Annotated in this window: 20 protein-coding genes; 10 read left to right on the top strand and 10 right to left on the bottom strand. The window is 65.4% G+C overall.

The annotated features are described in order from the left end of the window. Window positions 1-54: 54 nt before the first annotated feature. The 5 genes from B0E46_RS12355 to B0E46_RS12335 form a co-directional block, all read right to left on the bottom strand. Window positions 55-267 carry a DUF3820 family protein gene (locus B0E46_RS12355; RefSeq protein WP_077556096.1) on the bottom strand — a complete coding sequence of 71 codons (213 nt, stop codon included), beginning with the start codon at window positions 265-267 and terminating at the stop codon, window positions 55-57. Window positions 268-286: 19 nt separating this feature from the next. Beyond that, on the bottom strand, window positions 287-709 hold the full coding sequence (locus tag B0E46_RS12350) for a VOC family protein (protein ID WP_077556095.1): 423 nt from the start codon (window positions 707-709) through the stop codon (window positions 287-289). 137 nt (window positions 710-846) lie between these two features. Then, window positions 847-1,164, bottom strand: coding sequence for a HepT-like ribonuclease domain-containing protein (locus tag B0E46_RS12345; RefSeq protein ID WP_217316345.1), 318 nt, complete (start codon window positions 1,162-1,164; stop codon window positions 847-849). 27 nt (window positions 1,165-1,191) lie between these two features. After that, window positions 1,192-1,425, bottom strand: a complete 234-nt coding sequence (locus B0E46_RS12340) for a nucleotidyltransferase domain-containing protein (RefSeq protein ID WP_305775361.1) — start codon at window positions 1,423-1,425, stop codon at window positions 1,192-1,194. Between the two features lie 126 nt (window positions 1,426-1,551). After that, window positions 1,552-3,027 (bottom strand): AAA family ATPase, encoded by a 1,476-nt coding sequence (locus tag B0E46_RS12335; protein WP_077556094.1) that lies wholly within the window; start codon window positions 3,025-3,027, stop codon window positions 1,552-1,554. Window positions 3,028-3,127: 100 nt separating this feature from the next. Here B0E46_RS12335 and B0E46_RS12330 point away from each other — a divergent pair, with 100 nt between their 5' ends. The 7 genes from B0E46_RS12330 (at window position 3,128) to B0E46_RS12300 (ending at window position 7,614) form a co-directional block, all read left to right on the top strand. Further along, window positions 3,128-4,216, top strand: a complete 1,089-nt coding sequence (locus B0E46_RS12330; RefSeq protein WP_077556093.1) for a PQQ-dependent sugar dehydrogenase — start codon at window positions 3,128-3,130, stop codon at window positions 4,214-4,216. A 62-nt stretch (window positions 4,217-4,278) separates the two neighbouring features. Continuing rightward, window positions 4,279-4,902, top strand: coding sequence for a YbhB/YbcL family Raf kinase inhibitor-like protein (locus B0E46_RS12325; protein ID WP_077556193.1), 624 nt, complete (start codon window positions 4,279-4,281; stop codon window positions 4,900-4,902). Between the two features lie 127 nt (window positions 4,903-5,029). Further along, the gene (locus B0E46_RS12320) at window positions 5,030-5,185 is read left to right on the top strand and encodes a DUF1328 family protein (protein WP_077556192.1); all 156 of its coding nucleotides are present in this window, start codon (window positions 5,030-5,032) and stop codon (window positions 5,183-5,185) included. Between the two features lie 53 nt (window positions 5,186-5,238). Further along, window positions 5,239-5,598 (top strand): DUF883 family protein, encoded by a 360-nt coding sequence (locus tag B0E46_RS12315; protein WP_077556092.1) that lies wholly within the window; start codon window positions 5,239-5,241, stop codon window positions 5,596-5,598. Between the two features lie 23 nt (window positions 5,599-5,621). Then, window positions 5,622-6,101, top strand: coding sequence for a hypothetical protein (locus tag B0E46_RS12310; protein ID WP_077556091.1), 480 nt, complete (start codon window positions 5,622-5,624; stop codon window positions 6,099-6,101). Next, window positions 6,098-6,430: a hypothetical protein gene (locus B0E46_RS12305; RefSeq protein WP_077556090.1), complete on the top strand. Its 333-nt coding sequence runs from the start codon at window positions 6,098-6,100 to the stop codon at window positions 6,428-6,430. The genes B0E46_RS12310 and B0E46_RS12305 overlap by 4 nt, the downstream gene beginning before the upstream one ends. Further along, window positions 6,427-7,614: an AI-2E family transporter gene (locus tag B0E46_RS12300; RefSeq protein WP_077556089.1), complete on the top strand. Its 1,188-nt coding sequence runs from the start codon at window positions 6,427-6,429 to the stop codon at window positions 7,612-7,614. Before B0E46_RS12305 ends, B0E46_RS12300 begins: the two co-directional genes overlap by 4 nt. Before the next feature lie 29 nt (window positions 7,615-7,643). Here the strand turns inward: B0E46_RS12300 and B0E46_RS12295 are convergent, their stop codons facing one another. The 4 genes from B0E46_RS12295 to B0E46_RS12280 all read right to left on the bottom strand — a co-directional run bounded on the left by B0E46_RS12295 (window position 7,644) and on the right by B0E46_RS12280 (window position 14,398). Continuing rightward, window positions 7,644-8,366: an SDR family NAD(P)-dependent oxidoreductase gene (locus B0E46_RS12295; protein ID WP_254425154.1), complete on the bottom strand. Its 723-nt coding sequence runs from the start codon at window positions 8,364-8,366 to the stop codon at window positions 7,644-7,646. 8 nt (window positions 8,367-8,374) lie between these two features. Further along, window positions 8,375-9,823, bottom strand: a complete 1,449-nt coding sequence (locus tag B0E46_RS12290; protein WP_077556087.1) for an efflux transporter outer membrane subunit — start codon at window positions 9,821-9,823, stop codon at window positions 8,375-8,377. 119 nt (window positions 9,824-9,942) lie between these two features. Further along, window positions 9,943-13,134 (bottom strand): efflux RND transporter permease subunit, encoded by a 3,192-nt coding sequence (locus B0E46_RS12285; RefSeq protein ID WP_077556086.1) that lies wholly within the window; start codon window positions 13,132-13,134, stop codon window positions 9,943-9,945. Window positions 13,135-13,144: 10 nt separating this feature from the next. After that, complete coding sequence (locus B0E46_RS12280; protein WP_139350528.1) at window positions 13,145-14,398, bottom strand: efflux RND transporter periplasmic adaptor subunit; 1,254 nt, start codon at window positions 14,396-14,398, stop codon at window positions 13,145-13,147. A gap of 141 nt (window positions 14,399-14,539) precedes the next feature. Between B0E46_RS12280 and B0E46_RS12275 the strand changes: the two genes are divergently transcribed. After that, window positions 14,540-15,511: a LysR family transcriptional regulator gene (locus B0E46_RS12275; RefSeq protein ID WP_077556084.1), complete on the top strand. Its 972-nt coding sequence runs from the start codon at window positions 14,540-14,542 to the stop codon at window positions 15,509-15,511. Between the two features lie 25 nt (window positions 15,512-15,536). Here B0E46_RS12275 and B0E46_RS12270 read toward each other — a convergent pair whose 3' ends face one another. Further along, a complete protein-coding gene (locus tag B0E46_RS12270; protein WP_077556083.1) occupies window positions 15,537-16,334 on the bottom strand; it encodes an undecaprenyl-diphosphate phosphatase in 798 nt (265 codons plus the stop codon). Window positions 16,335-16,772: 438 nt separating this feature from the next. Here B0E46_RS12270 and B0E46_RS12265 point away from each other — a divergent pair, with 438 nt between their 5' ends. Together B0E46_RS12265 and B0E46_RS12260 are read left to right on the top strand one after the other, a co-directional pair. After that, window positions 16,773-18,794 carry a tetratricopeptide repeat-containing sulfotransferase family protein gene (locus B0E46_RS12265; protein WP_077556082.1) on the top strand — a complete coding sequence of 674 codons (2,022 nt, stop codon included), beginning with the start codon at window positions 16,773-16,775 and terminating at the stop codon, window positions 18,792-18,794. Between the two features lie 166 nt (window positions 18,795-18,960). Beyond that, window positions 18,961-21,432: a TonB-dependent receptor gene (locus B0E46_RS12260; RefSeq protein WP_174567083.1), complete on the top strand. Its 2,472-nt coding sequence runs from the start codon at window positions 18,961-18,963 to the stop codon at window positions 21,430-21,432. The last annotated feature ends 94 nt before the right edge of the window (window positions 21,433-21,526 follow it).

Genomic DNA, 21,526 nt, shown 5'->3' with positions numbered 1-21,526 from the left:
CCCATCGAGGACTCTTGCTGCAGGATTCGGCACGGCCGCCGAGGTATGGCATGGTCAGCGCTTGCGCAGCGGATCGAGCAGCGACGACAGCCCGTTGTGATCCAGCTCCAGCATCAAGGCCAGCAGCTGCCCCAGCTCGCCGTTCGGAAAGCCCTTGCGCGCAAACCACGCGAGATACGCACCGGGCAGGTCGGCGATCAGCCGCCCCTGGTACTTGCCATACGGCATGCGCACGGTTACCAGCTTTGGCAGGTCTTCCGCTTCCATGGTTGTCGTTCCTGCCGCGTTACTTCGCGAACAACTGCGCGCGATCCGCGAACGCCTTGAACTCCAGCGCATTGCCGCAGGGGTCGAGTAAAAACATCGTGGCCTGCTCACCGGGCAGGCCCTTGAAGCGGATATGCGGCTCGACCACGAAACGCGTGCCGGCCGCCCGCAGCCGCTCGGCCAAGGCATGCCACGCGTCCATCGACAGCACCACGCCGAAGTGACGTACCGGCACGCTGTCGCCGTCTACATCGTGCGTCGCTACAGCGTGAGTCTGCACTGGCGCCAGATGCGCCACGATCTGGTGGCCATGAAAATCGAAGTCCACCCAGTTGTCGCTGGAGCGTCCTTCAGGGCAGCCGAGCAGATCGCCGTAGAACGCGCGGGCGTTGGCCAGGGATGTCACCGGGAAGGCGAGGTGGAAGGGCGGTAGTTCGGACATGATGGGATTCAGTGGCAGTCGGAAGACTTCGCGGCTATCAAGCATGAGCACCTATTCAGTGTAGTCGACCAGCCAGAGTGGCTGCCCGATCCAACACCGTGGAGAAATTCAAGGTCAAGCCCTGTTTCCGGACTCGTTCAGCCTGCGAGCATGTGGCGAATGGCGGCTTCCAACGGCAGCAGATGTTGCTGCACGATCGCTTGTACCGTTTCGGCGTCGATGTCGCCGGGACAGTTGTGTACAAGAATATTGCGGAAGCCGCTGATCCGTTGCCGGGGGATCGCTGGATAAGGCAGCTTCAGGTCATCGGGCAAGCGTTGCGTGGCCTCGGACAGAGTCTGCAGGTTGCGCAGGGTGGCGTCGTACAGCACTTCACCCGGGTCAGGTCGCCACGCTGCTGGATGCGCCGGATTTTCTCGATGAAGTCGAGGATATGCTGCGCGCACGCCTGCCATGCCTTGCTCACAGATCCACGGCCTCGCTCAGCACGGTATCGCGCAGGTGGCGATTGAGCTCATGTTCGGGATGAGATCAAGGCGTCGACCGGTGATTTCGGCCAGCCGTTCGGCAAGTGGCATGCGCTGGGCGAACAAGTCATAGCCGCGCGGAAAATCAACCAGGAAATCGATATCGCTGTCCGGACCTTCTTCGCCGCGCACCGCCGCGCCGAACACGCGGATACGGCATGCACCGTATTGCCGACATGCGGCGTGAATGGCCTATCTTTGTACATGCAACAGATCAAGCAGCATGATCATGGCCTCGCGGCGACGGTGCGCCCACATCCGATACGGTTTCTGTGCTCTAGTGCAGCCCGGCTTCGTGCGGCGGGCTGCGCGTGCTCAATCCGCCGCCACGCATCGCCCCTGCGCCCACGCCCGCAACGCGTCCACCTGTTCGCGCATCAGCACCGACAACGGCCGCGTCTGCTTCAGCGCATGGAGCAAGGTCGCCTGATCCGGCGGCATGCCGTTGCCGGCCGCGTCGTACAGCGCGCTGACGATGGTCTGTTCGATCTCGGCGCCGGAATAGCCGTCGCTGGCTTCGGCCAGCGCGGGCAGGTCGAAGCTGGCGATGTCGAGTTTGCGGCGGACGAGGTGCATCGCGAAGATCTCGCCGCGCACGGAGGCCTGCGGCAGGTCGACGAAGAAGATCTCGTCGAAGCGGCCCTTGCGCAGCAGTTCGGCGGGCAGCTCGTTGACCGCATTAGCGGTGGCGACCACGAAGACCTTCGCCTTGCGTTCGGCCATCCAGGTCAGCAGGTAGCCGAGCACGCGGCGCGATACGCCGCCGTCATCGCCGCCGCCGGCGAGGCCTTTCTCGATCTCGTCGATCCACAGCACGCACGGCGCCAGCAGTTCGGTGCTGGCGAGTGCCTCGCGCAGGTTCTTCTCGGTCTCGCCCTGGTATTTGTTGTACAGCGTGCCGAAGTCCAGCCGCACCAGCGGTACGCCGAAGCCGCCGGCGATCGCCTTCGCCGCCAGGCTCTTGCCGCAGCCCTGCACGCCGAGCAGCAGCACGCCCTTCGGCGGATCGAGCATCGGCGTGGCGGAGGGATCGAGGAATACCGTGCGGCGACGCTGTACCCATTCGCGTACGCGGCCGACGCCGGCGATGTCGGCGAAGCTGGCGGTAGCGTATTCGTAGTGCAGCAGGCCGGAGCGGTTGAGCAGGTCGAACTTCGCCTGCATCAGTTCGGGCAGGTCGGCGTGGCTGAGCGCGCCGTCGTTGTAGATCAGCTTGCGCACGATGCGCCGCGCATCCGGCGCGGACAGGCCGAGCAGGTTGCGCACGATGGTGCGTGCGGCATCGTTGTCCACTTCGACCTTGCGACCCTGTTCGCGCTGCCAGGCCACCGCTTCGCCGCGCAGGATGCCGGCCAGTTCCTTGATGTCGGGCAGCGACAGCGGCACGCGCAGGGCCAGCGCCTCCAGTTCCTCGGGCAGCTCGACCCTGGCGCCGACCAGCACGATGGTGTGCGCGGCGGAACGCTGCCGCTGCACGATCTCGCGCAGCCGGCGCAGGCTCATCGCATAGCGCAGCAGGGTGTGGAAATCGAACATCAGATAGATGCCGCGTTCGCCTTGCGTGCGGATCGCGTCCAGCGTGGCGGTGGCATCCGGCGCCACCTCGCCGTCGGTCTGGGCGAAGTCGAGCCGGCTGAGTCCATCGGTCAGCGTCCAGCGCCACAGCGGATGCAACGCCTGCGCGATGACGTGGCGGAAGCACTCGATCACCCGCTGCTCGTCCACCGTCTCGATCACCAGCAATGGCGTGGCGGCGCGTACCAGCGTGGTGAGATCGTCCAGCTCGCTCATTTGACCTCCGTGTGAAAGGCTCCACGTTAGCAGAGCAGTCTTGCTTCTGGCTTCACGCGCTCGGGTATACGCTGCATGTTCCCCGCCGAGGAGCGCCGTCATGCGTCTGCTGCAGTCGTTGTTGCTGACTCTATTGTCGCTGCCTGCCCTAGCTGCGCCGCCACTGGACAAGCTGACCTTGCCGAAGGGTTTCCACATCGCGGTGTATTCGGACCAGGTGCCGAATGCGCGCGAGATCGCGCTGGGCGCGAAAGGCACCGTGTTCGTGGGCTCCAACAGCGCCGGCAAGGTGTATGCGTTGACCGACACGAAAGGCGACGGGGTGGCCGACAAGGTGCGCGTGATCGCCAGCGGGCTGCAGCTGCCGGTCGGCGTGGCGTTCAAGAACGGTGACTTGTATGTCTCCGCGGTGAGCCGGATCTATGTGCTGCGCGATATCGAGAACCACCTGGACGATCCGCCGAAACCGGTCCTGGTCACCGACGAGTTTCCCACCGAGACGCATCACGGCTGGAAGTTCATCGCGTTCGGCCCGGACGGCAAGCTCTATGTGCCGATCGGCGCGCCGTGCAACATCTGCGACCCGGGCCCGGACCACGCCAAGCTGACCCGCATGAACGCGGACGGCTCCGGCATCGAGGACGTGGCGAGCGGCATCCGCAACACGGTCGGTTTCGACTGGCAGCCCGGCAGCGGGCATCTGTGGTTCACCGACAACGGCCGCGACCTGATGGGCGACGACATGCCCAGTGACGAATTGAACGAGATCACCCGCCCCGGCGAGCACTTCGGCTATCCGTATTGCCACCAGGGCGACACGCTCGATCCCGAATTCGGCAAGGGCAGGAGCTGCAAGGATTACGTGCCGCCGGTGTTGAAGCTCGGCGCCCATGTGGCCTCGCTCGGCATGCGCTTCTACGAGGGCCGGCAGTTCCCGGCCAGCTACAAGGGTGCGATCCTCGTCGCCGAACATGGTTCGTGGAACCGTACCAAGAAATCCGGCTATCGGGTGATGACGGTGCGGCTGAACGGCAGCAAGGTGCTGTCGTACGAGCCGCTGATTACGGGCTTCGAGCAGAACGAAGTCGCCTGGGGCCGCCCGGTCGACGTGCAGCCGTTGCCGGATGGCAGTGTGCTGGTCAGTGATGACCTGGCGGGGGCGGTATATCGGGTGACGTACATGCCCTGAGTCCACGACTCCATTCCGGCCTACGCAGGAATGACGAGATTTGAAACTAGATGGAGGCACACATGCAATTACGCAGCGACAATTTCAAGAACGGCGAGTCGATCCCGGCCGAATTCGCCTTCGGCAAACGTGCCGATCCGTTCGCGCTGTCGGATAACCTGAGCCCGCATCTGGCATGGCGGGATGCGCCGGCCGCCACGCGTTCGTTCGTGCTCACCTGCATCGACCGCGATGTGCCCAGTCGTGGCGACGATGTGAACAAGCCAGGCCGCACGGTGCCGGCCGACTTGCCGCGCGTGGAGTTCGTGCACTGGCTGATGGCGAACATCCCGGCCGAATGCGGCGAGCTGGCGGCCGCCGCGTGCAGCGACGAGATCACCCCGCGCGGCAAGCGCGAGCCGTTCGGGCCGCCCGGCAGCGTGCAGGGCGTGAATGACTACACCGGCTGGTTCGCCGGCGATGCCGACATGAGCGGCGAGTATCTCGGTTACGACGGTCCATGTCCGCCATGGAACGATGCGTTGCTGCATCACTACCACTTCAAGGTGTATGCACTCGATGTGGCTGCGCTGCCACTCATCCAGGGCTTTTCGCTGGCCGAGCTGCGGGCGGCGATGGCCGGGCACGTGCTGGCCGAGGAAGAGCTGGTCGGCACCTACAGCCTCAATCCGGCGGTCGCCGGCTGAGCCAAACGTCGGCGCCGCGTGCACGGCTGCGGCGGTTCCCTTCACACCCGCATGGCACGGGCTATGGGTGAATGACCGCATGCAGCAGCATTGGCTGCCGCAGGCTTTCATTCAAGAGGACACTGCCATGCTTCATTACGCCCTGGTTTTCCTGGTCGTCGCTATCATTGCCGCGGTACTCGGGTTCGGTGGCATCGCGGGTGCCGCGGCCGGCATAGCGAAGATCCTGTTCATCATTTTTCTGATTCTGGCAGTCATCGCATTCTTCCGGCGCGCCAAATGAATGGCCGTCCGTTGCAATATGTTTCGCCATACTGAGCTTCTCAGGAGCAAGTCATGAACAAGCAGGTACAGAACCCCGAACCGACCGGCAGCCGCATCGACGAGCGTGCCGAGCGGATCAAGCAGGCCACGACCAGCGCGGTGAGCAGCACCAAGGAAGCGGTGGAGCGCGCGGCCGATCACGTCGAGGAAGGCCTGCATCGCGCCACCGACAAGGCTGCCGAGGCCGCCCATCGCGCCAGCGACAAGGCGGCGCACGTCAGCGAGCGTGGCCGCGAGGTGTATGACGAGACGCTGGATCGCGCCGATGCGTGGCTGGAGCAGGCACGCGACTATGTGCGCGAGAAGCCGGTGCAGGCCGTCGCCATCGCCCTCGGCGCGGGTTGGCTGCTCGGTCGCATCCTGCGGCGTTGAGCCGCGCATCAGCGGGACAGGGAATGCACAACGAGGGTGAATCACCCCGCGAAGCGGCGGCGCCGGATCCGGCGCCGTCGTCGTCTGGGCTGTTGGCCGAGATCGGTCAGCTCGGTCGCGCGGTCAAGCGCCTGTTCGGCGCGCAGCTGCATCTGCTGGCGGCGGAACTGGGGCTGGCGCGCAGCGCGGTATCGTGGATGCTGCTGGCCGGGCTGGCTGCCACGGTGGCTGGCGTCGGCCTGGGCCTGACCGTGCTGGGCCTGCTCGGCGTCGTGCTGGCGACCTGGTTCGGTTCGTGGATCTGGGCCCTGCTGGTATTGGCGGTGCTGCAGGTCCTTTTCCTGTTGGGTTCGATCATGTTGTTCCGTCGCTGCATGCACTGGATGAGCCTGCCTGCCACCCGCCACGAATGGAGTGCGATGATGCGCGACACGGTGCAGAAGGCCGAGAGCGGGATCAGGACCGGGGCCACGCAGGGTGACGGGAGGGAGGATCAGCCATGAGCGTCTTCGATCAGGTGGCCAGGGTGCGCGAGGCACAGCTGCGCATGGGTGCGGCGCGGCAGGACTTGAGCACGCCCGCCGCGGCGTTGCTGATGCGGGGCCACCGGCACCCGTTGACGACGGTGGGCGTCGCGGCCGCTGCCGGCTTCGCGCTGGGCAGCCTCGACGTGCACCCGTTGCGTGTGCCGGGGCTGGGTTCCTTGCTCGGTGGCGGGCTGGCCGAAGCGGTGGCATACGGCACGCGTCTGATTGCCGAACTTGGCACCGCCGGATTCGAGGTGGCTGGCCCCCGTGCCGAGCAGAATGCTGATGGCGGCGAGTCTTCATGAGTGAGCCCGAACAGCTGCCTTCACCGCTGGATGAACCTGCAGGCGAGGATATTTCGCTGGCGGGCCTGGGTGATCCGATCGCGCCGGACTTCCCGGTGCGGCAGCTGGCCCGTGAACTGCAGGCGGCGCGCGGCGTCCGTCGCCATCTGCGGGCGATCCGCGGGCTGTTGGGCATGCTGCTGTTCCTGGCGTTGATGTACACCATCACGCTGACCAAGGCACTGCTGATTCCGCTGGTGCTGGCTGCCTTCCTCGGGCTGGCGCTGAATCCGCTGGTCGCCGCCGGCACACGCATCCACCTGCCGCGCTGGCTGACCGCCAGCGTGCTGATGGTCGGCCTGATCGTCGGCATCGGCAGCGGGGTCGGCCTGCTGGCGCAACCGGCGGTCGGCTGGTTCCATGGCGCGCCGCAGGCGATCAAGAGCTTCGTGCCGAAGCTTAAGCACCTCACCCAGCCGCTGGAGGCGGCGAACCGCGCCACCCAGACCCTGGTCAATGGCGCCACCAGCACCCTTCGCACGCCGGCCACGCCGGCTCCGCCGATGACGATCAGCGCCTGGGACGTGGTCTCCACCACGCCCAAGGTGTTGGCCGCGATACTCAGCGTGGTGCTGCTGGTGTTCTTCTTCCTGGTCTATGGCGACACCATGTTGCGCCGGCTGGTGGAGATCACCCCGGGCTTTGGCTACAAGCGGCATGCGGTAGTGATCGTGCGCGGCATCCAGACCGAGGTGTCGCGCTACCTGTTGACCGCGTTGCTGATCAATGTGGGCTTGGGCGCGGTCACCGCCGGCATGCTGTGGCTGTACAAGGTGCCCGATCCGCTGCTGTGGGGCGCGGTGGCGATGTTCGCCAACTTCATTCCCTACGTCGGTGCGATCGTCACCACCTCGGTGCTGGCGGTGGTGTGCATGCTCTATGCGAACGAAATGAGCCTGCATGTGTTCCTGCCGGTGCTGACCTTCGCCGGCATCACGGCGCTGGAAGGCAACCTGATCACGCCGATGATCCAGGGCCACAGCATGCGCCTGAGTCCGATCGCGATCCTGTTGTGGCTGCTGGTATGGGGCTGGCTGTGGGGTATCCCCGGCGCGCTGCTGGCGGTGCCGATGCTGACTTGCACCAAGCTGATCGCCGAACGCGTGCGCAGTTGGCACTGGTTCGCGGTCATGGTGCAGCGCTGATTCACGGCGGCCTATCCGTTACGGCTCGTTCACCAGGGAATGATTTCGCCATCGCGGAAGAAGCGCCCGGTCGGTGCCGGCACGGGCAGGCTGGCCGCCCACACGATACCGGCCGCGCCACGATCCACCGGGCGCCCACCGGGGCCGCCGAGTTCGGTCGCGACCCAGCCCGGACACACGGCGTTGACGGCGATGCCGCTGCCTTCAAGTTCCGACGCCAGCGTCCGCGTATACGCGTTGAGTGCGGCCTTGGAGGTTCGGTAGGCCACGCAGTTGCTGCCTCCCGATGCGGTGGCGCAACCACTGGAGATATTCACGATGCGACCGTAGCCGTGCTTGCGCATCAGCGGCAGCATCGCGCTGGACAAACGCCAGGCGCCGAACAGGTTGGTGTCCAGTGCATCGCGCACCGAGGCGAGGTCGGGCGTGCTCGCTTCGGCGTCATGGTCGTAGTGGCCACCGGCGTTGTTGACCAGTACGTCGAGCCGTCCGTAGGTGACCCCGATCCAGCGTGCGAGGGCATCGACCTCGTCCTGGCGGGTGACGTCGAGCTGCACCGCGATCACCTCGCCCGCCGCACCGGCCAGCTTGCGCGCCGCATGCAGCCCCTTGTCGAGGTCGCGTGCACCCAGCAGCACGGTCATGCCGCGTTCGCTGAGTTGGCGCGTCACCTCGAAACCGATGCCGCGATTGGCGCCGCTGACCAGCGCCACGCGATAGACCGGCGTCGCCATCGGCGCGCGTTTGGCCATCCGGCTGTTCATGGCGCGACGCTGGGATCAGCCTTGGCGACGGCGCTGCAATGCTCGTCGCCGCAAGCCTGCCAGCCGCCGCCGAGTGCCTTGTACAGCGCCACGGCGCGGGTGTTGATCGACGCCTCGGCCTGGGCCAGATCGTCCTCCGCCGACAGCTGGGTGCGTTCGGCATCGAGCAGTTCGAGGAAGCTGGTGGCGCCTTCCTGGTAACGCACCCTTGCAAGATCTGCGGCGCGCTTGCTCTGCGTGCTCTGTTCGATCAGGTGATCGACGCGCACGCGCTGCTGGTTGAAGCCGGTGACGGCGTTGTCGATATCCTCGATCGCCAGCAGCACGGTCTGCTGGTAATTCGCCTGTGCCGCATCGGCGCGTGCTTCACTGGCATGCAGGTTGGCGCGCACGCGCTGCACGTTCAGGCCGGGCCAGCTGATGCTCGGCGCCAGCGACCACGCGCGGGTCGACGGACTGCCGAAATCGTTGCTGCGCCCGGCCAGGAAGCCGAGGAAGCCGCCCAGCGTGATGTGCGGGAAGAAATCCGCCTTGGCCACGCCGATCCGCGCGGTGGCGGCGGCGTACTCGCGCTCGGCGACGTGCACATCGGGTCGGCGCGCCAGCACATCGCCGGCGTCGCCGATCGGCAGATTGATCGCGATCGGGGTGAAGCTCTTCGGCGAGACGTCGATGTCGAGTTCGCCCGGTCGTTCGCCCAGCAGCACGGCAACGCGGAATTCGCTGGCGCTGACTTGCGTCTGCAGTACCGGCAGTTGCGCCTGCACCGCGCTCAGCCGCGCCTTGGCGCTGGCGACATCCTGCTCTGAACCGGAGCCGAGTTGATTGCGCACTTCGGTGAGGTGCACGGTTTGCTGCTGGTTGTCGATGTCGCGCTGGGCGATGTCCAGCCGCAGCTGGCTGCCGCGCAATTCGAAATAGTTGCGCGCCACTTCGGCGAGCAGGCTGACCTGGGCATCGTGCAATGCGGCCTCGCTGGCGCCGAGATCGGCGCGCGAGGCTTCGACCGAGCGCCGCACGCCACCGAACAGGTCCAGTTCCCACGACGCGTCGAAACCGGCCTGATAGGTGGTGACGGTGCTGCGTTGACTGGTAAAGCCGGGCTGCTGCTCGCGACTGCGCGTGTAATTCAGATCGGTGTCCACGCTGGGCAACTGATCGGACTTGGCGCTGCTCAGCAGCGCACGCGATTCATGCAATCGCGCCACCGCCATGCGCAGGTCCAGGTTGTTCGCGGCTGCGCGCTGGATCAACGCATCCAGCGTGGGGTCGTCGAACTGCCTCCACCACGCGGCCTGGAACTGCGCATTGCTTTCCTGCGTGGCATCGAGTCCCTGCAGCTGCGGCGCGGCGGGTTTCACTTCGTGATAGTTCGGGCCGACGCTGGCGCAGCCGGCCAGCACCAGAGCGGCAAGCAACAACGTACCTCGCACTATCGCCGTCATCCCGGCGAAGGCCGGGATCCAGCGCCTTCGGCCCTCACCGATGACAGTCGCTGGATTCCTGCTTTCGCAGGAATGACGAGCAAAAGGCACCGGCATCGTGTTGTGCATGGGGGTTTTCATCAGTGGTTCTCCAGCGCCGGTAGGGCGTGCGCAGCAGCGCGTTGGCGTGCATGTGCCTCGCGACGCTCGACCAGGGCGCGAATGACGACATAGAACAGCGGCGTGTAGATCAAGCCGAAGATGGTCACGCCGAGCATGCCGGAGAACACCGCCACGCCCATCGCATGCCGCATCTCGGCGCCGGCACCGTGCGAGGTGACCAGCGGCACCACGCCCATGATGAAGGCGAACGAGGTCATCAGGATCGGGCGCAGGCGCAGCTTGGCCGCCTCCAGCACCGCTTCATGGCGGCTCAGGCCTTCGTGCTGGCGTTCGCGCGCAAACTCGACGATCAGGATCGCGTTCTTGCACGCCAGTCCGACCAGCACGATCAAGCCGATCTGGGTGAAGATGTTGTTGTCGCCACCGGAGAGCCACACGCCGGCGATCGCGGACAGCAGCACCATCGGCACGATCAGGATCACCGCCAGCGGCAGCGACCAGCTTTCGTACAGCGACGACAGCACCAGGAACACCAGCAGCACGCACAACGGGAACACCAGGATCGCGGTGTTGCCGGCGAGGATCTGCTGGTAGGTCAGCTCGGTCCATTCGAAGCTCATGCCATCCGGCAGGTTGTCCTTCGCCAGTTTTTCCATCGCCGCCTGCGCCTGGCCGGAACTGAAGCCGGGCGCGGGTCCGCCATTGATCTCGGCGGTGGGATAGCCGTTGTAATGCTGCACGCGATCCGGACCGGCGCCCTGCTGCACGGTGACGAACGAACCCAGCGGCACCATCTGGCCCTGCGCGTTGCGCGTCTTCAGCTGCAGGATGTCCTGCGCCGAATGGCGGAACGCCGGGTCGGCCGAGACATTGACCTGGTAGGTGCGGCCGAAGCGGTTGAAGTCGTTGACGTAGAGCGAGCCCATATAGGCCTGCATGGTCTGGTACACGTCGGCCAGGTTCACGCCCTCGGCCTTGGCCTTCTCGCGATCCACGTCGGCATCGACCTGCGGCACGCTGACCTGGAAGCTGGAGAACAGCCCGGCCAGTGCCGGCACTTTCTGGCTCGCCGCGATCAGGCCCTGGGTCTGCTTGTACAGCTCGTCGAAACCACGGTCGCTGCGGTCCTCGATCTGCAGGCGGAAGCCGCCGATCGTGCCCAGCCCCATCACCGGCGGCGGCGGGAACACCGCGATATACGCATCCTGGATCGCGGCGAATTTCTGGTTCAGCGCACCGGCAATCGCACCGGCCGACAGCTCCGCGCTGCGGCGTTCCTCGAACGGCTTCAGCGTGACGAACACGATGCCGGAGTTGGTCGAGTTGGTGAAACCATTGATCGACAAGCCGGGGAAGGACACGGCGTGCTCCACGCCCGGCTGCTTCAGGGCGATCTCGTCCATGCGCCGGATCACATCCTCGGAACGGTCGAGCGAAGCGGCGTCGGGCAGTTGCGCGAATGCCACCAGGTACTGCTTGTCCTGGCCCGGCACGAAGCCGGTCGGTACATGCGAGAAGCCGAACCAGGTCAGGCCGATCAGGCCGGCATACACCACCAGCGCCAGCTTGCCCTTGCCGACGATGCGCTTCACGCCACCGACGTAACGTTCCGAGCCGCGATGGAAGACACGGTTGAACGGGCGGAACAGCCAGCCGAACGCGCGATCGATCCCACGCGTCAGGCGATCTTTCGGCGCGTCGTGGCCTTTCAGCAGCACGGCGGCCAGCGCCGGGCTCAGGGTCAGCGAATTGAATGCCGAGATGATCGTCGAGATCGCGATGGTCAGCGCGAACTGGCGATAGAACTGGCCGGTGAGGCCGCTCACGAACGCGGTCGGGATGAACACGGCGCACAGCACCAGCGCCGTGGCCACGATCGGGCCGGTGACTTCGTGCATTGCCTTGCGCGTGGCCTCCTTCGGCGATTGCCCAAGCTCGATATGCCGCTCGACGTTCTCCACCACCACGATCGCGTCATCGACCACGATGCCGATCGCCAGCACCAGTCCGAACAGCGACAGCGCGTTGAGCGAGAAGCCGGCCAGGTACATCACCGCGAACGTGCCGATCAGCGACACCGGCACCGCCACCAGCGGAATGATCGAGGCGCGCCAGGTTTGCAGGAACAGGATCACCACCAGCACCACCAGCAGGATCGCTTCCAGCAGCGTATGCGCCACCGCCTCGATCGAGCCGCGCACGAACACCGTGGGGTCGTACACGATGCTGTAGTCGACCCCCTGCGGAAAATCCTTCTTCAGTTGCGCCATGGTGGCGCGTACTTCGTTGGAGATCTGGATCGCATTGGAGCCGGGCCGCGCGAAGATCGGCAGTGCCACCGCCGGCTTGTTGTCGAGCAGGCTGCGCAGCGCATAGTTGTTCGAGCCCAGGTCGACGCGGGCGACGTCGCCCAGATGGATGACGCCGCCACCGGCATCGGTACGCACGATGATGTTGCGGAAATCGTCCTCGCTGACCAGCCGGCCACGGGTGTTGATGTTGAGCTGGAACGCCGAATTGCTCGGCCCCGGCGGTGCATTCAAGGCACCGGCCGCGACCTGCACGTTCTGTTCCTGGATCGCGTTGATCACGTCGCCGGTGGTGAGCGAGCGCTGGGCCAGCTTCTGCGGATCCAGCCACACGCGCATCGAGTATTCGCCGGCGCCGAAGATCTGCACGTCGCCGACACCGCCGAGCCGGCCGAGCACATCCTTCACGTGCAGCCGCGCGTAGTTCGACAGGTACAGCATGTCGTAGCGCTGATCCGGCGAGGTGAGATGCACCACCATGGTCAGGTCGGGCGAACTCTTCTGGGTGGTCACGCCGAGCCGCTGCACTTCCTCCGGCAGCTTGGGCAAGGCCTGCGCCACGCGGTTCTGCACGTCGACCTGGGCGGTCTGCAGATCGGTGCCGAGCGCGAAGGTCACAGTCAGCGTGAGCGCGCCGTCGCTGGTCGCCTGCGAGGAGGTGTACAGCATGCCTTCCGCGCCGTTGATCTGTTCTTCCAGCGGCGTCGCCACGGTCTCGGCGATCACCTTGGGATTGGCGCCGGGATAGCTGGCATGCACCACCACGGTGGGCGGCACGACTTCGGGGTATTCGCTGATCGGCAACTGGAACACCGCGATGCTGCCGGTGATCACGAACAGCAGCGACAGCACGGCGGCCATGATCGGCCGGTCGACGAAAAACTGGGCAATGTTTTTCATGGTGTGGGCATCAGTCCTGCGCGCGCTTGCCGGTGGCCGTGGTGGCCAGCGCGGTCTGCGCGTCATGGTTCAAAGTGGGCGTGGCCGGGTTGGCATCGACGAAGGCCTTGTCGCTGGCGTCGAGGCGGTACTGCATCGCCACCTTCTGCGGGTTGACCTCGGCGCCGGGGCGCACGTGCTGCAGGCCGTTGACGATCACCACGTCGCTGGCGTCGAGACCGCTGTCGACGATCCGCAGGCCGTGGAACAGCGCGCCGGTGCTGACCTTCCGGTATTCCACCTTGCGCTCCTTGTCGACCACGTAGACGAACTGGTTGCCCAGGTCGGTGCCGATCGCGCGGTCGTCAACCAGCAGGCGCGGGCGCGCCTGGCCGCTCTGCAGTTGCACGCGGGCATACAGGCCGGGCGTGTACAGGCCGTCGCGGTTGTCGAACACCGCGCGCAGTCGCATCGTGCCCGACTCGGTGTGCAGCTGGTTGTCGACGAAGTCGAGGCGACCCTCATGCGGATAGCCGGGTTCGTCGGCCAGACCCATCGTCGCCTCGATCCGCGCTTCGTGGCCGGCTTGGCTGGCGCGTGCGCGCAGATGGTCGAGCTTGAGCCAGGTCTGTTCGTCCACGTCGAAGTAGACGTAGACCGGATTCACCGTGACCACGCTGGTCAACACGTCGCTGCTGGTGACCAGGTTGCCGGGGGTGATGCGGATATTGCTGACGCGGCCGTCGATCGGCGAACGCACCTGGGTGAAATCCAGGTTCAGGCGCGCTGCGGCCAGTGCGGCCGTACTGGCTTCCAGTTGCGCACGCGCGCTCTGTTCGGCGGTGTCCTGGCTGTCGGCTTCCTGTTGTGCCACGGCGTGCTGGGCCAGCAGCATCGCGGCGCGCCGCTGATTGGTTTCGGCCAGGCTCAGGGCGGCCTTGGCCTGCGCCTGGTTCGCGCTGAGCCGGTCGACCTCGGCCTGGTACGGGCGCGGATCGAGCTGGAACAGCACGTCGCCCTTGTGCACCAGGGCGCCTTCCTGGAAATGCACCGAGTCCACGAAGCCGCCGACGCGTGGCTGTACCTGCACGGTGTTGACTGCCTGCAGGCGGCCGGTGAATTCGGCGCTGTCGCTGACCTCGCGGGTCAAGGCCTGCGCCACGGTCACTTCGGGGGGCGGGCCGCCGGGCGCGCTCTGGGCCTGGCTGCTATTGCCATGCAGGAGAATCCAGCTGCCCAGTACACCGGCGGCAACCAGGGGTGCCAGCATCCATTGTTTTTTCATCTTGCGCTCCCAGAACCTTGTAGGCCGGGGGCATATCCCGGCGAGGGCCGAGAGAATAGGTGTACTTTCCAGTATAGAAAACCCGTTCCTTGCGCATTACACTCGTGACTCGCAATCACGAATTGGTCAGGAATCCAGGCTATGGAAGACTTTTCCGCAATCTCGACCTTCGTCCGGGTAGTCGAGGCCAAGAGCTTCGCCGCCGCCGCGACGCAGTTGGGCATGACGCCGTCGGGGGTCAGCCGCGCAGTGGCTCGGTTGGAAACCCAGCTCGGTGCACGGCTGCTGTTCCGTTCGACACGATCGCTGCGGTTGACCGACGATGGCGCTGCGTTCCATGCACGTTGCAAGGAGATTCTCGCAGATCTGGCCGAGGCGACCGAGGCGCTCAACTATTCGAACCGCAAACCCACCGGCAAGCTGCGCGTGGGTATTTCGCTGTCGGTCGGCCGGTCCGCCGTGATTCCCCGCCTGGCCGAATTCGAGCAGCGTTACCCGGACATCCGTCTGGAGCTGTCGATGAGCGACTTGCCGATGGATCTGAACGGCGAAGGGCTCGATTGCGCGATCCGTGTCGGCCAGCTGGAAGATTCGAGCCTGATCGCGCGCAAGATCGGCTACCTGCGCAACGTGGTGTGCGCCTCGCCCGACTACCTCAGCAGGCACGGTGCGCCACGCAGCATCGATGACCTGAAGGACCACCGCTGCATCAATTACGTCTACCCGAACGGTCGTCCGCGGCAATGGCAGTTCGATACGCCGAGCGGCCCGCTCGCCGTGGACATCGACGCGCACATGCTGATCAATGACGGTGAGTCGGTGATCCAGGCGGTGGTGGCCGGCCTGGGCATCACCCAGATACCGCGCATGCTGGCGGCCTGCATGATTGAAAAGGGCATGCTCGAACTGGTGATGACCGATACCGCCTCGACCGGCAAGCCGGTGTGGATCGTCTATCCGCAGAAGAAGCACCTGTCGGCCCGCGTGCAGGCCTTCATCGAATGGGTGCGCGAGCTGTTCGACCGCACCAACGAGCCGGCCTATCCCAGGCATCCGGCAGCGATCGAGGCGCCGGTGACGGCAATGGCCACGGCCGAGAGCGTGGCCGCCTGAAAGACCGGCCCTGGTCGAGTGGGTCTCAGCCGCCCGCCGGCACCAGCGCGAGCAGCGCCACGCCGAGCACGATGCGGTAGATCGCGAACCAGGTGAAGCGGTGCGTGCGGATGTAGCCGAGCAGCCACTTCACTGCGATGAAGCCGACGATCAGCGAGACCACGAAGCCGACGACCAGCGCCGTCCAGTCTTCGTGCGCGGCGCCGCCTTCCTTCAACACCTTCATCAGCTCGTAACCGGTTGCCGCATACATGGTCGGGATGCCGACCAGGAAGGCGAACTCGGTCGCTGCGGCACGGTTGCTGGTACCTGCCAGCATTGCGGTGAAGATCGTCGCACCCGAGCGCGAGGTGCCGGGAAACACGCCCGCCACCATCTGCGCGATGCCGACCAGGATCGCCACCCGCCAGGTCACCTGGGTACGATCCACCTGCTTCGCGGCCAGCGCTTCCGCGCCGAGCATCCAGAAGCCGCCGATCACCAGCGCCCACGCGATCGGAGTTACCGTCTCCGGCAGCTTGAAGCCGTAGTGGGTCACCACCAGGCCGATGACCGCGGTGATCATGAAGGCGACGAACAGCTTGAGCAGGTAATCGCGGTTGGCCGGATCGCGCCATTGCGTGAACAGCTGCCAGATGCGCCCCCAGTAAATCATCGTGATCGCGAGGATCGCGCCGGCCTGGATGCCGACGTTGAACAGATCCGAACGTTCACCCAGTCCGAACTTCTCGGCGATCAGCAGATGGCCGGTGCTGGAGATCGGCAGGAATTCGGTGATGCCTTCGATGATGCCGAGCAGGATGACGTGGATCAGATCGGTCACGGGACAGGTCCAGATGGAAGTGTGGAAGCGTGCCGACAAGCTCTGGCATGCCGGCAGGAAGCGGCATAGCTTACGGGTTTTGCCGGCGCGAAAGATGACCGGATGCCGGTCGCGGGCCACGGATTCGATCGACAGCCGGTTGGCCGGTCCAGGCGAAGTTCCGCAGTGGCATGCCGGCCGAGCCCGCTGTGCCGTGCCACGCACGGGGACCGCTGATCCGGCATGAATGAGCGGCGTTCCAGGATGGAATGCGGGCATGCGTCGCAGGCATCGCCCACGGATTTTGCGGGCGCCTACTATCTGCCCGTCGAATTCAGTTGTAGATTGCCCAATGACCTGTAAGGAGCTGCTGCCGTCCATGCAACGCGCCATGCCTCTGCAGCACCGCCCTCGATTCGACCTCCAAGGTCAGGCCGCATCGTCACGGGGAAGCGAGCCATGACCGAGGTGTCTGCCACCGGTACGGTGGAACAGGCACTCGCTCACGCCGCGCGCCTGCTGGACAGCGATCCGGCAGCGGCCGTCGAGCAACTCTCCGAGATACTGAAGGTGGCCGACGGTCACCCGGCTGCGCTGCGGCTGCTGGCGAAGGCGCGGTCGCTGCAGGGCGACATGCAAGGCGCGCTCGAGATCCTGATGCCCCTGGCATGGACCCAGCCGACCTGGGCGATGGTCCATCTCGACCTGGGCCTGGCCCTGGGTCGCGCCGGGCGCGGGCAGGAAGCGACCGAGGCACTGCGCCGGGCGGTGGCGCTGAAGCCCGACCTGCCGCAAGCCTGGCGCCTGCTGGGCGACCACCTCATGGCCGCCGGCGAACAGGAGGCGGCCGACGCGGCGTACGCCAGTCACGTGCGTCATTCCACACGCGACCCACGCCTGCTCGATGCCGCCATCGCGCTGGCCGAGAACCGCATCCCCGCGGCCGAGGGCTTGCTGCGCGAGCACTTGAAGCAGGCGCCGACCGACGTGGCCGCGATCCGCATGTTCGCCGAGGTCGCGGCTCGGCTGGGCCGCAACGAGGACGCCCTGAACCTGCTCGCGCGCTGCCTGGAGCTGGCACCCAGCTTCGATGCCGCACGCCAGAACTACGCCCTGGTCTTGCATCGCAGCAACCAGCCGGAACAGGCGCTGGTCGAGATCGAACGTCTGCTGGCGGCGGAACCCGGTCACCTCGGCTGCCGCAATCTCAAGGCTGCGGTGCTGTGCCGGATCGGCGAGTACGAACCGGCCATCCGTATCTATGCCGACTTGCTGGAACACTACCCGCGCCATGCAAAGGTGTGGGTGAGCTATGGCCATGCGCTGAAGACCGCCGGGCACAGCGATCGCGCCATCGACGCCTATCGCCACAGCCTGCAGCTGGAGCCGTCCTTCGGCGAAGTCTGGTGGAGCCTGGCGAATCTGAAGACCTACCGCTTCGGCACCGATGACCTGGCCGCGATGCGCCGGCAGCTGGCGCGGGCGGATCTTGCCGAAGACGACCGCCTGCATCTGGAGTTTGCCATCGGCAAGGCGCTGGAGGACGCCGGCGAGTATGAACCATCCTTCCGGCACTACGCGCAGGGCAATGCGATCCGCCGCGCGCAACTGCATTACAGCGCCGACGATACGCATGCACGGGTGCAGCACATCCGCAAGCACTACACGCGCGATTTCTTTGCCGCGCGAGCCGGCGCCGGCAGCCCGGCTCACGATCCGATCTTCATCGTCGGCCTGCCGCGTGCCGGTTCCACCCTGATCGAGCAGATCCTGTCCAGTCACAGCCAGGTCGAGGGCACGATGGAGCTGCCCGAGGTCACCTCGATCACGCGCACGCTGCGTACACAGGGCGATGCCGAAAGTGCGATGCCGTACCACGACGCACTGGCGGCACTCGATGCCGATGCCCTGCGCTCGCTTGGTGAGCGTTACCTCGCGCATACCCGGATCCAGCGCAAGACAGCGGCGCCGCTGTTCATCGACAAGATGCCGAACAACTTCATGCACATCGGCCTGATCCAGCTGATGCTGCCGAACGCGAAGATCATCGATGCGCGCCGGCATCCGCTGGGCTGCTGCTTCTCGGTCTTCAAGCAGCACTTCGCGCGCGGGCAGAACTTCAGTTACGGCCTTGAGGATCTTGGGCGCTACTACCGCGACTACGTCGCGCTGATGGCGCATTTCGATGGCGTGTTGCCCGGACGCATCCACCGGGTGGTGTATGAGCGCATGGTCGAGGATACCGAAGGCGAGGTGCGCCGCCTGCTTGAGTACTGCGGCCTGCCGTTCGAAGCGTCGTGCCTGCGATTCTTCGAGAATGCGCGGCCGGTACGCACCGCCAGTTCGGAACAGGTACGTCAGCCGATCTACCGGGAGGGGGTGGATCACTGGCGGCATTACGCAGCATGGCTGCTGCCATTGGAGTCGGCATTGGGGCCGGTACTGGAGCGCTATCCCGACGTGCCGGAGTTGGGTGAGTAACAACAATTGAAAAGGCTGTGCTGCCTTTTCCGACGTAGCTGCATCCGCTGGATTGTCGTGGACTAGAGAGGGGGAGCTTATGCACGCGAACAGATCCGAACACATCACGAGAACACAACGAGTGCGGCTGGTCCGCTTGCCGCTGGCCACGGCGATCTGCCTGGCTATGGCCGCGCCTGCCCTCGCGCAGGACGCCACGCCACCCGCGCCATCGACCACGGCAGCTGCCGCAAAGCAGAAACCCACCACATTGAGCGTGGTCACGGTGACCGCCCAGAAGCGCACCGAGAATCTGCAGAAGGTGCCGATCAGCATCAACGTGCTGGCGGCGGATCAGCTCGAGGCACTGCAGGTGCAGAACTTCAACGATTACGTGAAGTACCTGCCCAGCGTCACGTTCCAGCAGGGCGGCGGCGGCATCGCCACCGGGCCCGGCTTCGCCACCATCTACATGCGCGGCGTGGCCAGCGGCGGCAACACCAACCATTCCGGTTCGCAGCCGAGTGTGGGCGTGTATCTGGACGACCAGCCGGTCACCACGATCCAGGGGCCGCTCGACATCCACATGTACGACATCGCCCGCATCGAGGTCCTGGCCGGGCCGCAGGGCACGCTGTATGGCGCGAGCGCCGAGGCCGGCGCCTTGCGCATCATCACCAACAAGCCTGATCCAAGTGGTTTTGCGGCGAATTACACCGTGGGCACCGACCAGGTCGACCACGGTGGCATCGGCGACACCTTCGAGGGAATGCTCAATCTGCCGATCAGCAGCAACGCGGCGGTTCGCCTGGTCGGCTGGCACGAGCATGATGCCGGCTACATCGACAACGTGGCCGGCACGCGCACGTTCCCGGTGTCCGGCATCACCATCAGCAACGAACCTGGCTGCGTACCAAGCGACAACAATTCGCCGAGCTCGAGCCTCCAGTGCGTCGGGCACGCCAGGAACGACTACAACGACGTCAATACCAACGGTGCGCGAGCGGCGCTGAAAGTCGACCTCAACGACGACTGGTCGATCAGCCCGACCTTGATGGGCCAGCAGACGATCTCGCACGGCACCTTTGCCAGCGATCCCTCCGTGGGCTCGCTGGCGGTGACCCACTTCTATCCCGAGCGCGTCGACGACCGCTGGTGGCAGGGCGCGCTGACCGTGCAGGGCAAGATCGGCAACTGGGATCTGACCTACGCCTATGCCCATCTCAAGCGCAACCAGGAGGAGCAGACCGACTACAACGACTACTCGTTCTGGTACGACACCCTGCTTCAGTACGGCGCCTACATCCACGACAACAGCGGTAACCTGATCAATCCGTCCGAATACATCACCGACCGCGACCACTACACCAACAGCAGCCACGAGCTGCGCATTGCCTCGCCCAGCGACGATCGCCTGCGCCTGGTCGCCGGCGCGTTCTGGCAGAAACAGAAGCACGACATCATGCAGGACTACCAGATCAACGGCCTGGGGTCCGATCTGTCCGTGCCGGGCTGGCCGAACACCATCTGGCTGACCAAGCAGATGCGCTACGACCATGACGAATCCGTGTTCGGCGAACTGTCATACGACTTCATCCCTGACGTGCTCACCGGCACGGTGGGCGAGCGCTATTTCCGCACCCGCAACAACCTGTACGGGTTCTACGGCTTCAGCAGCGGTTTCTCGCCGAACTCGAGTTATGGCCAGGCCGGCTGCATTTCGCCGGATCCGTTCGAGGGCGCGCCGTGCCTGGACTTCAACAAGCAGGTGAAGGAAAGCGGCTCGCTCAGCAAGTACAACCTGACCTGGAACATCACGCCCACCAAGATGCTCTATCTCACCCGTTCCGAAGGCTTCCGTCCGGGCGGCGTCAACCGCGCGGGCGATCTGCCGCCCTATCAGGCGGATTTCCTGACCAACCTCGAGCTCGGCTGGAAAACTTCCTGGCTCGACAACCGGCTGTCGTTCAACGGCGCGGTGTTCCGCGAGACCTGGAACCATTTCCAGTTCAACATCCTGGGTCCGAATGGCCTGACCATCATCGAGAACGCCAATTCGGCCCGCATCGACGGTTTCGAGTCGCAGCTGAACTGGCAGGCGACCTACAACCTGAACCTCAGTGCCGGCGTCGCGTTGTACGACGCCAAGCTGACCGCGAACTACTGCGGGTTTACCGATGCCGCCGGTACCCCGGTCACCTATTGCCCGGCCGGCACGATCAACCCGCAGACGGGCGAGGCGGTGAGCGGGCCGCAGGCGCCCACGGGCACCCAGTTGCCGATCACGCCGCGGTTCAAGGGCAACCTCATTGCGCGCTACAGCTTCAATCTGGGCGGTTACGACGCATTCGTGCAGGGCGCGTTCGTGCACGTGGGTGAACGCACGACCGACCTGCGGCTGGTCGAACGCAACCTGCTGGGCGATCTCCCTGCCTACAACTCCGTCGATCTTTCCGCCGGTATCCAGAAGAACAGCTGGTCGGTAAACGTGTACCTCGACAACGCCTTCGACAAACGCGCGGCGCAGTACAAGTTCACCGAGTGCGGCGTGACGATCTGCGGCGCCCACGATGTGGTGCCGCAATATCCCGATGGGCAGGTCTACACCGGCTTCAGCCAGCCACGCACGATCGGTATCCGCTTCAAGCAGGACTTCTAGGCGATCGGTGGTCTGTCACGCGGCGTGAGAGTCCCGGCGTGAGCCGGGGCCCTCATGGGGCGACAAAGCCCTGACCGAGGCAGGCGTTTGGTTG

The sequence above is a fragment of the Rhodanobacter sp. B04 genome, from assembly GCF_002001125.1.
Taxonomy (GTDB): Bacteria; Pseudomonadota; Gammaproteobacteria; order Xanthomonadales; family Rhodanobacteraceae; genus Rhodanobacter.
Note: the sequence above shows the minus strand (reverse complement) of the source record. Positions and strands in the feature narration are given on the sequence as shown.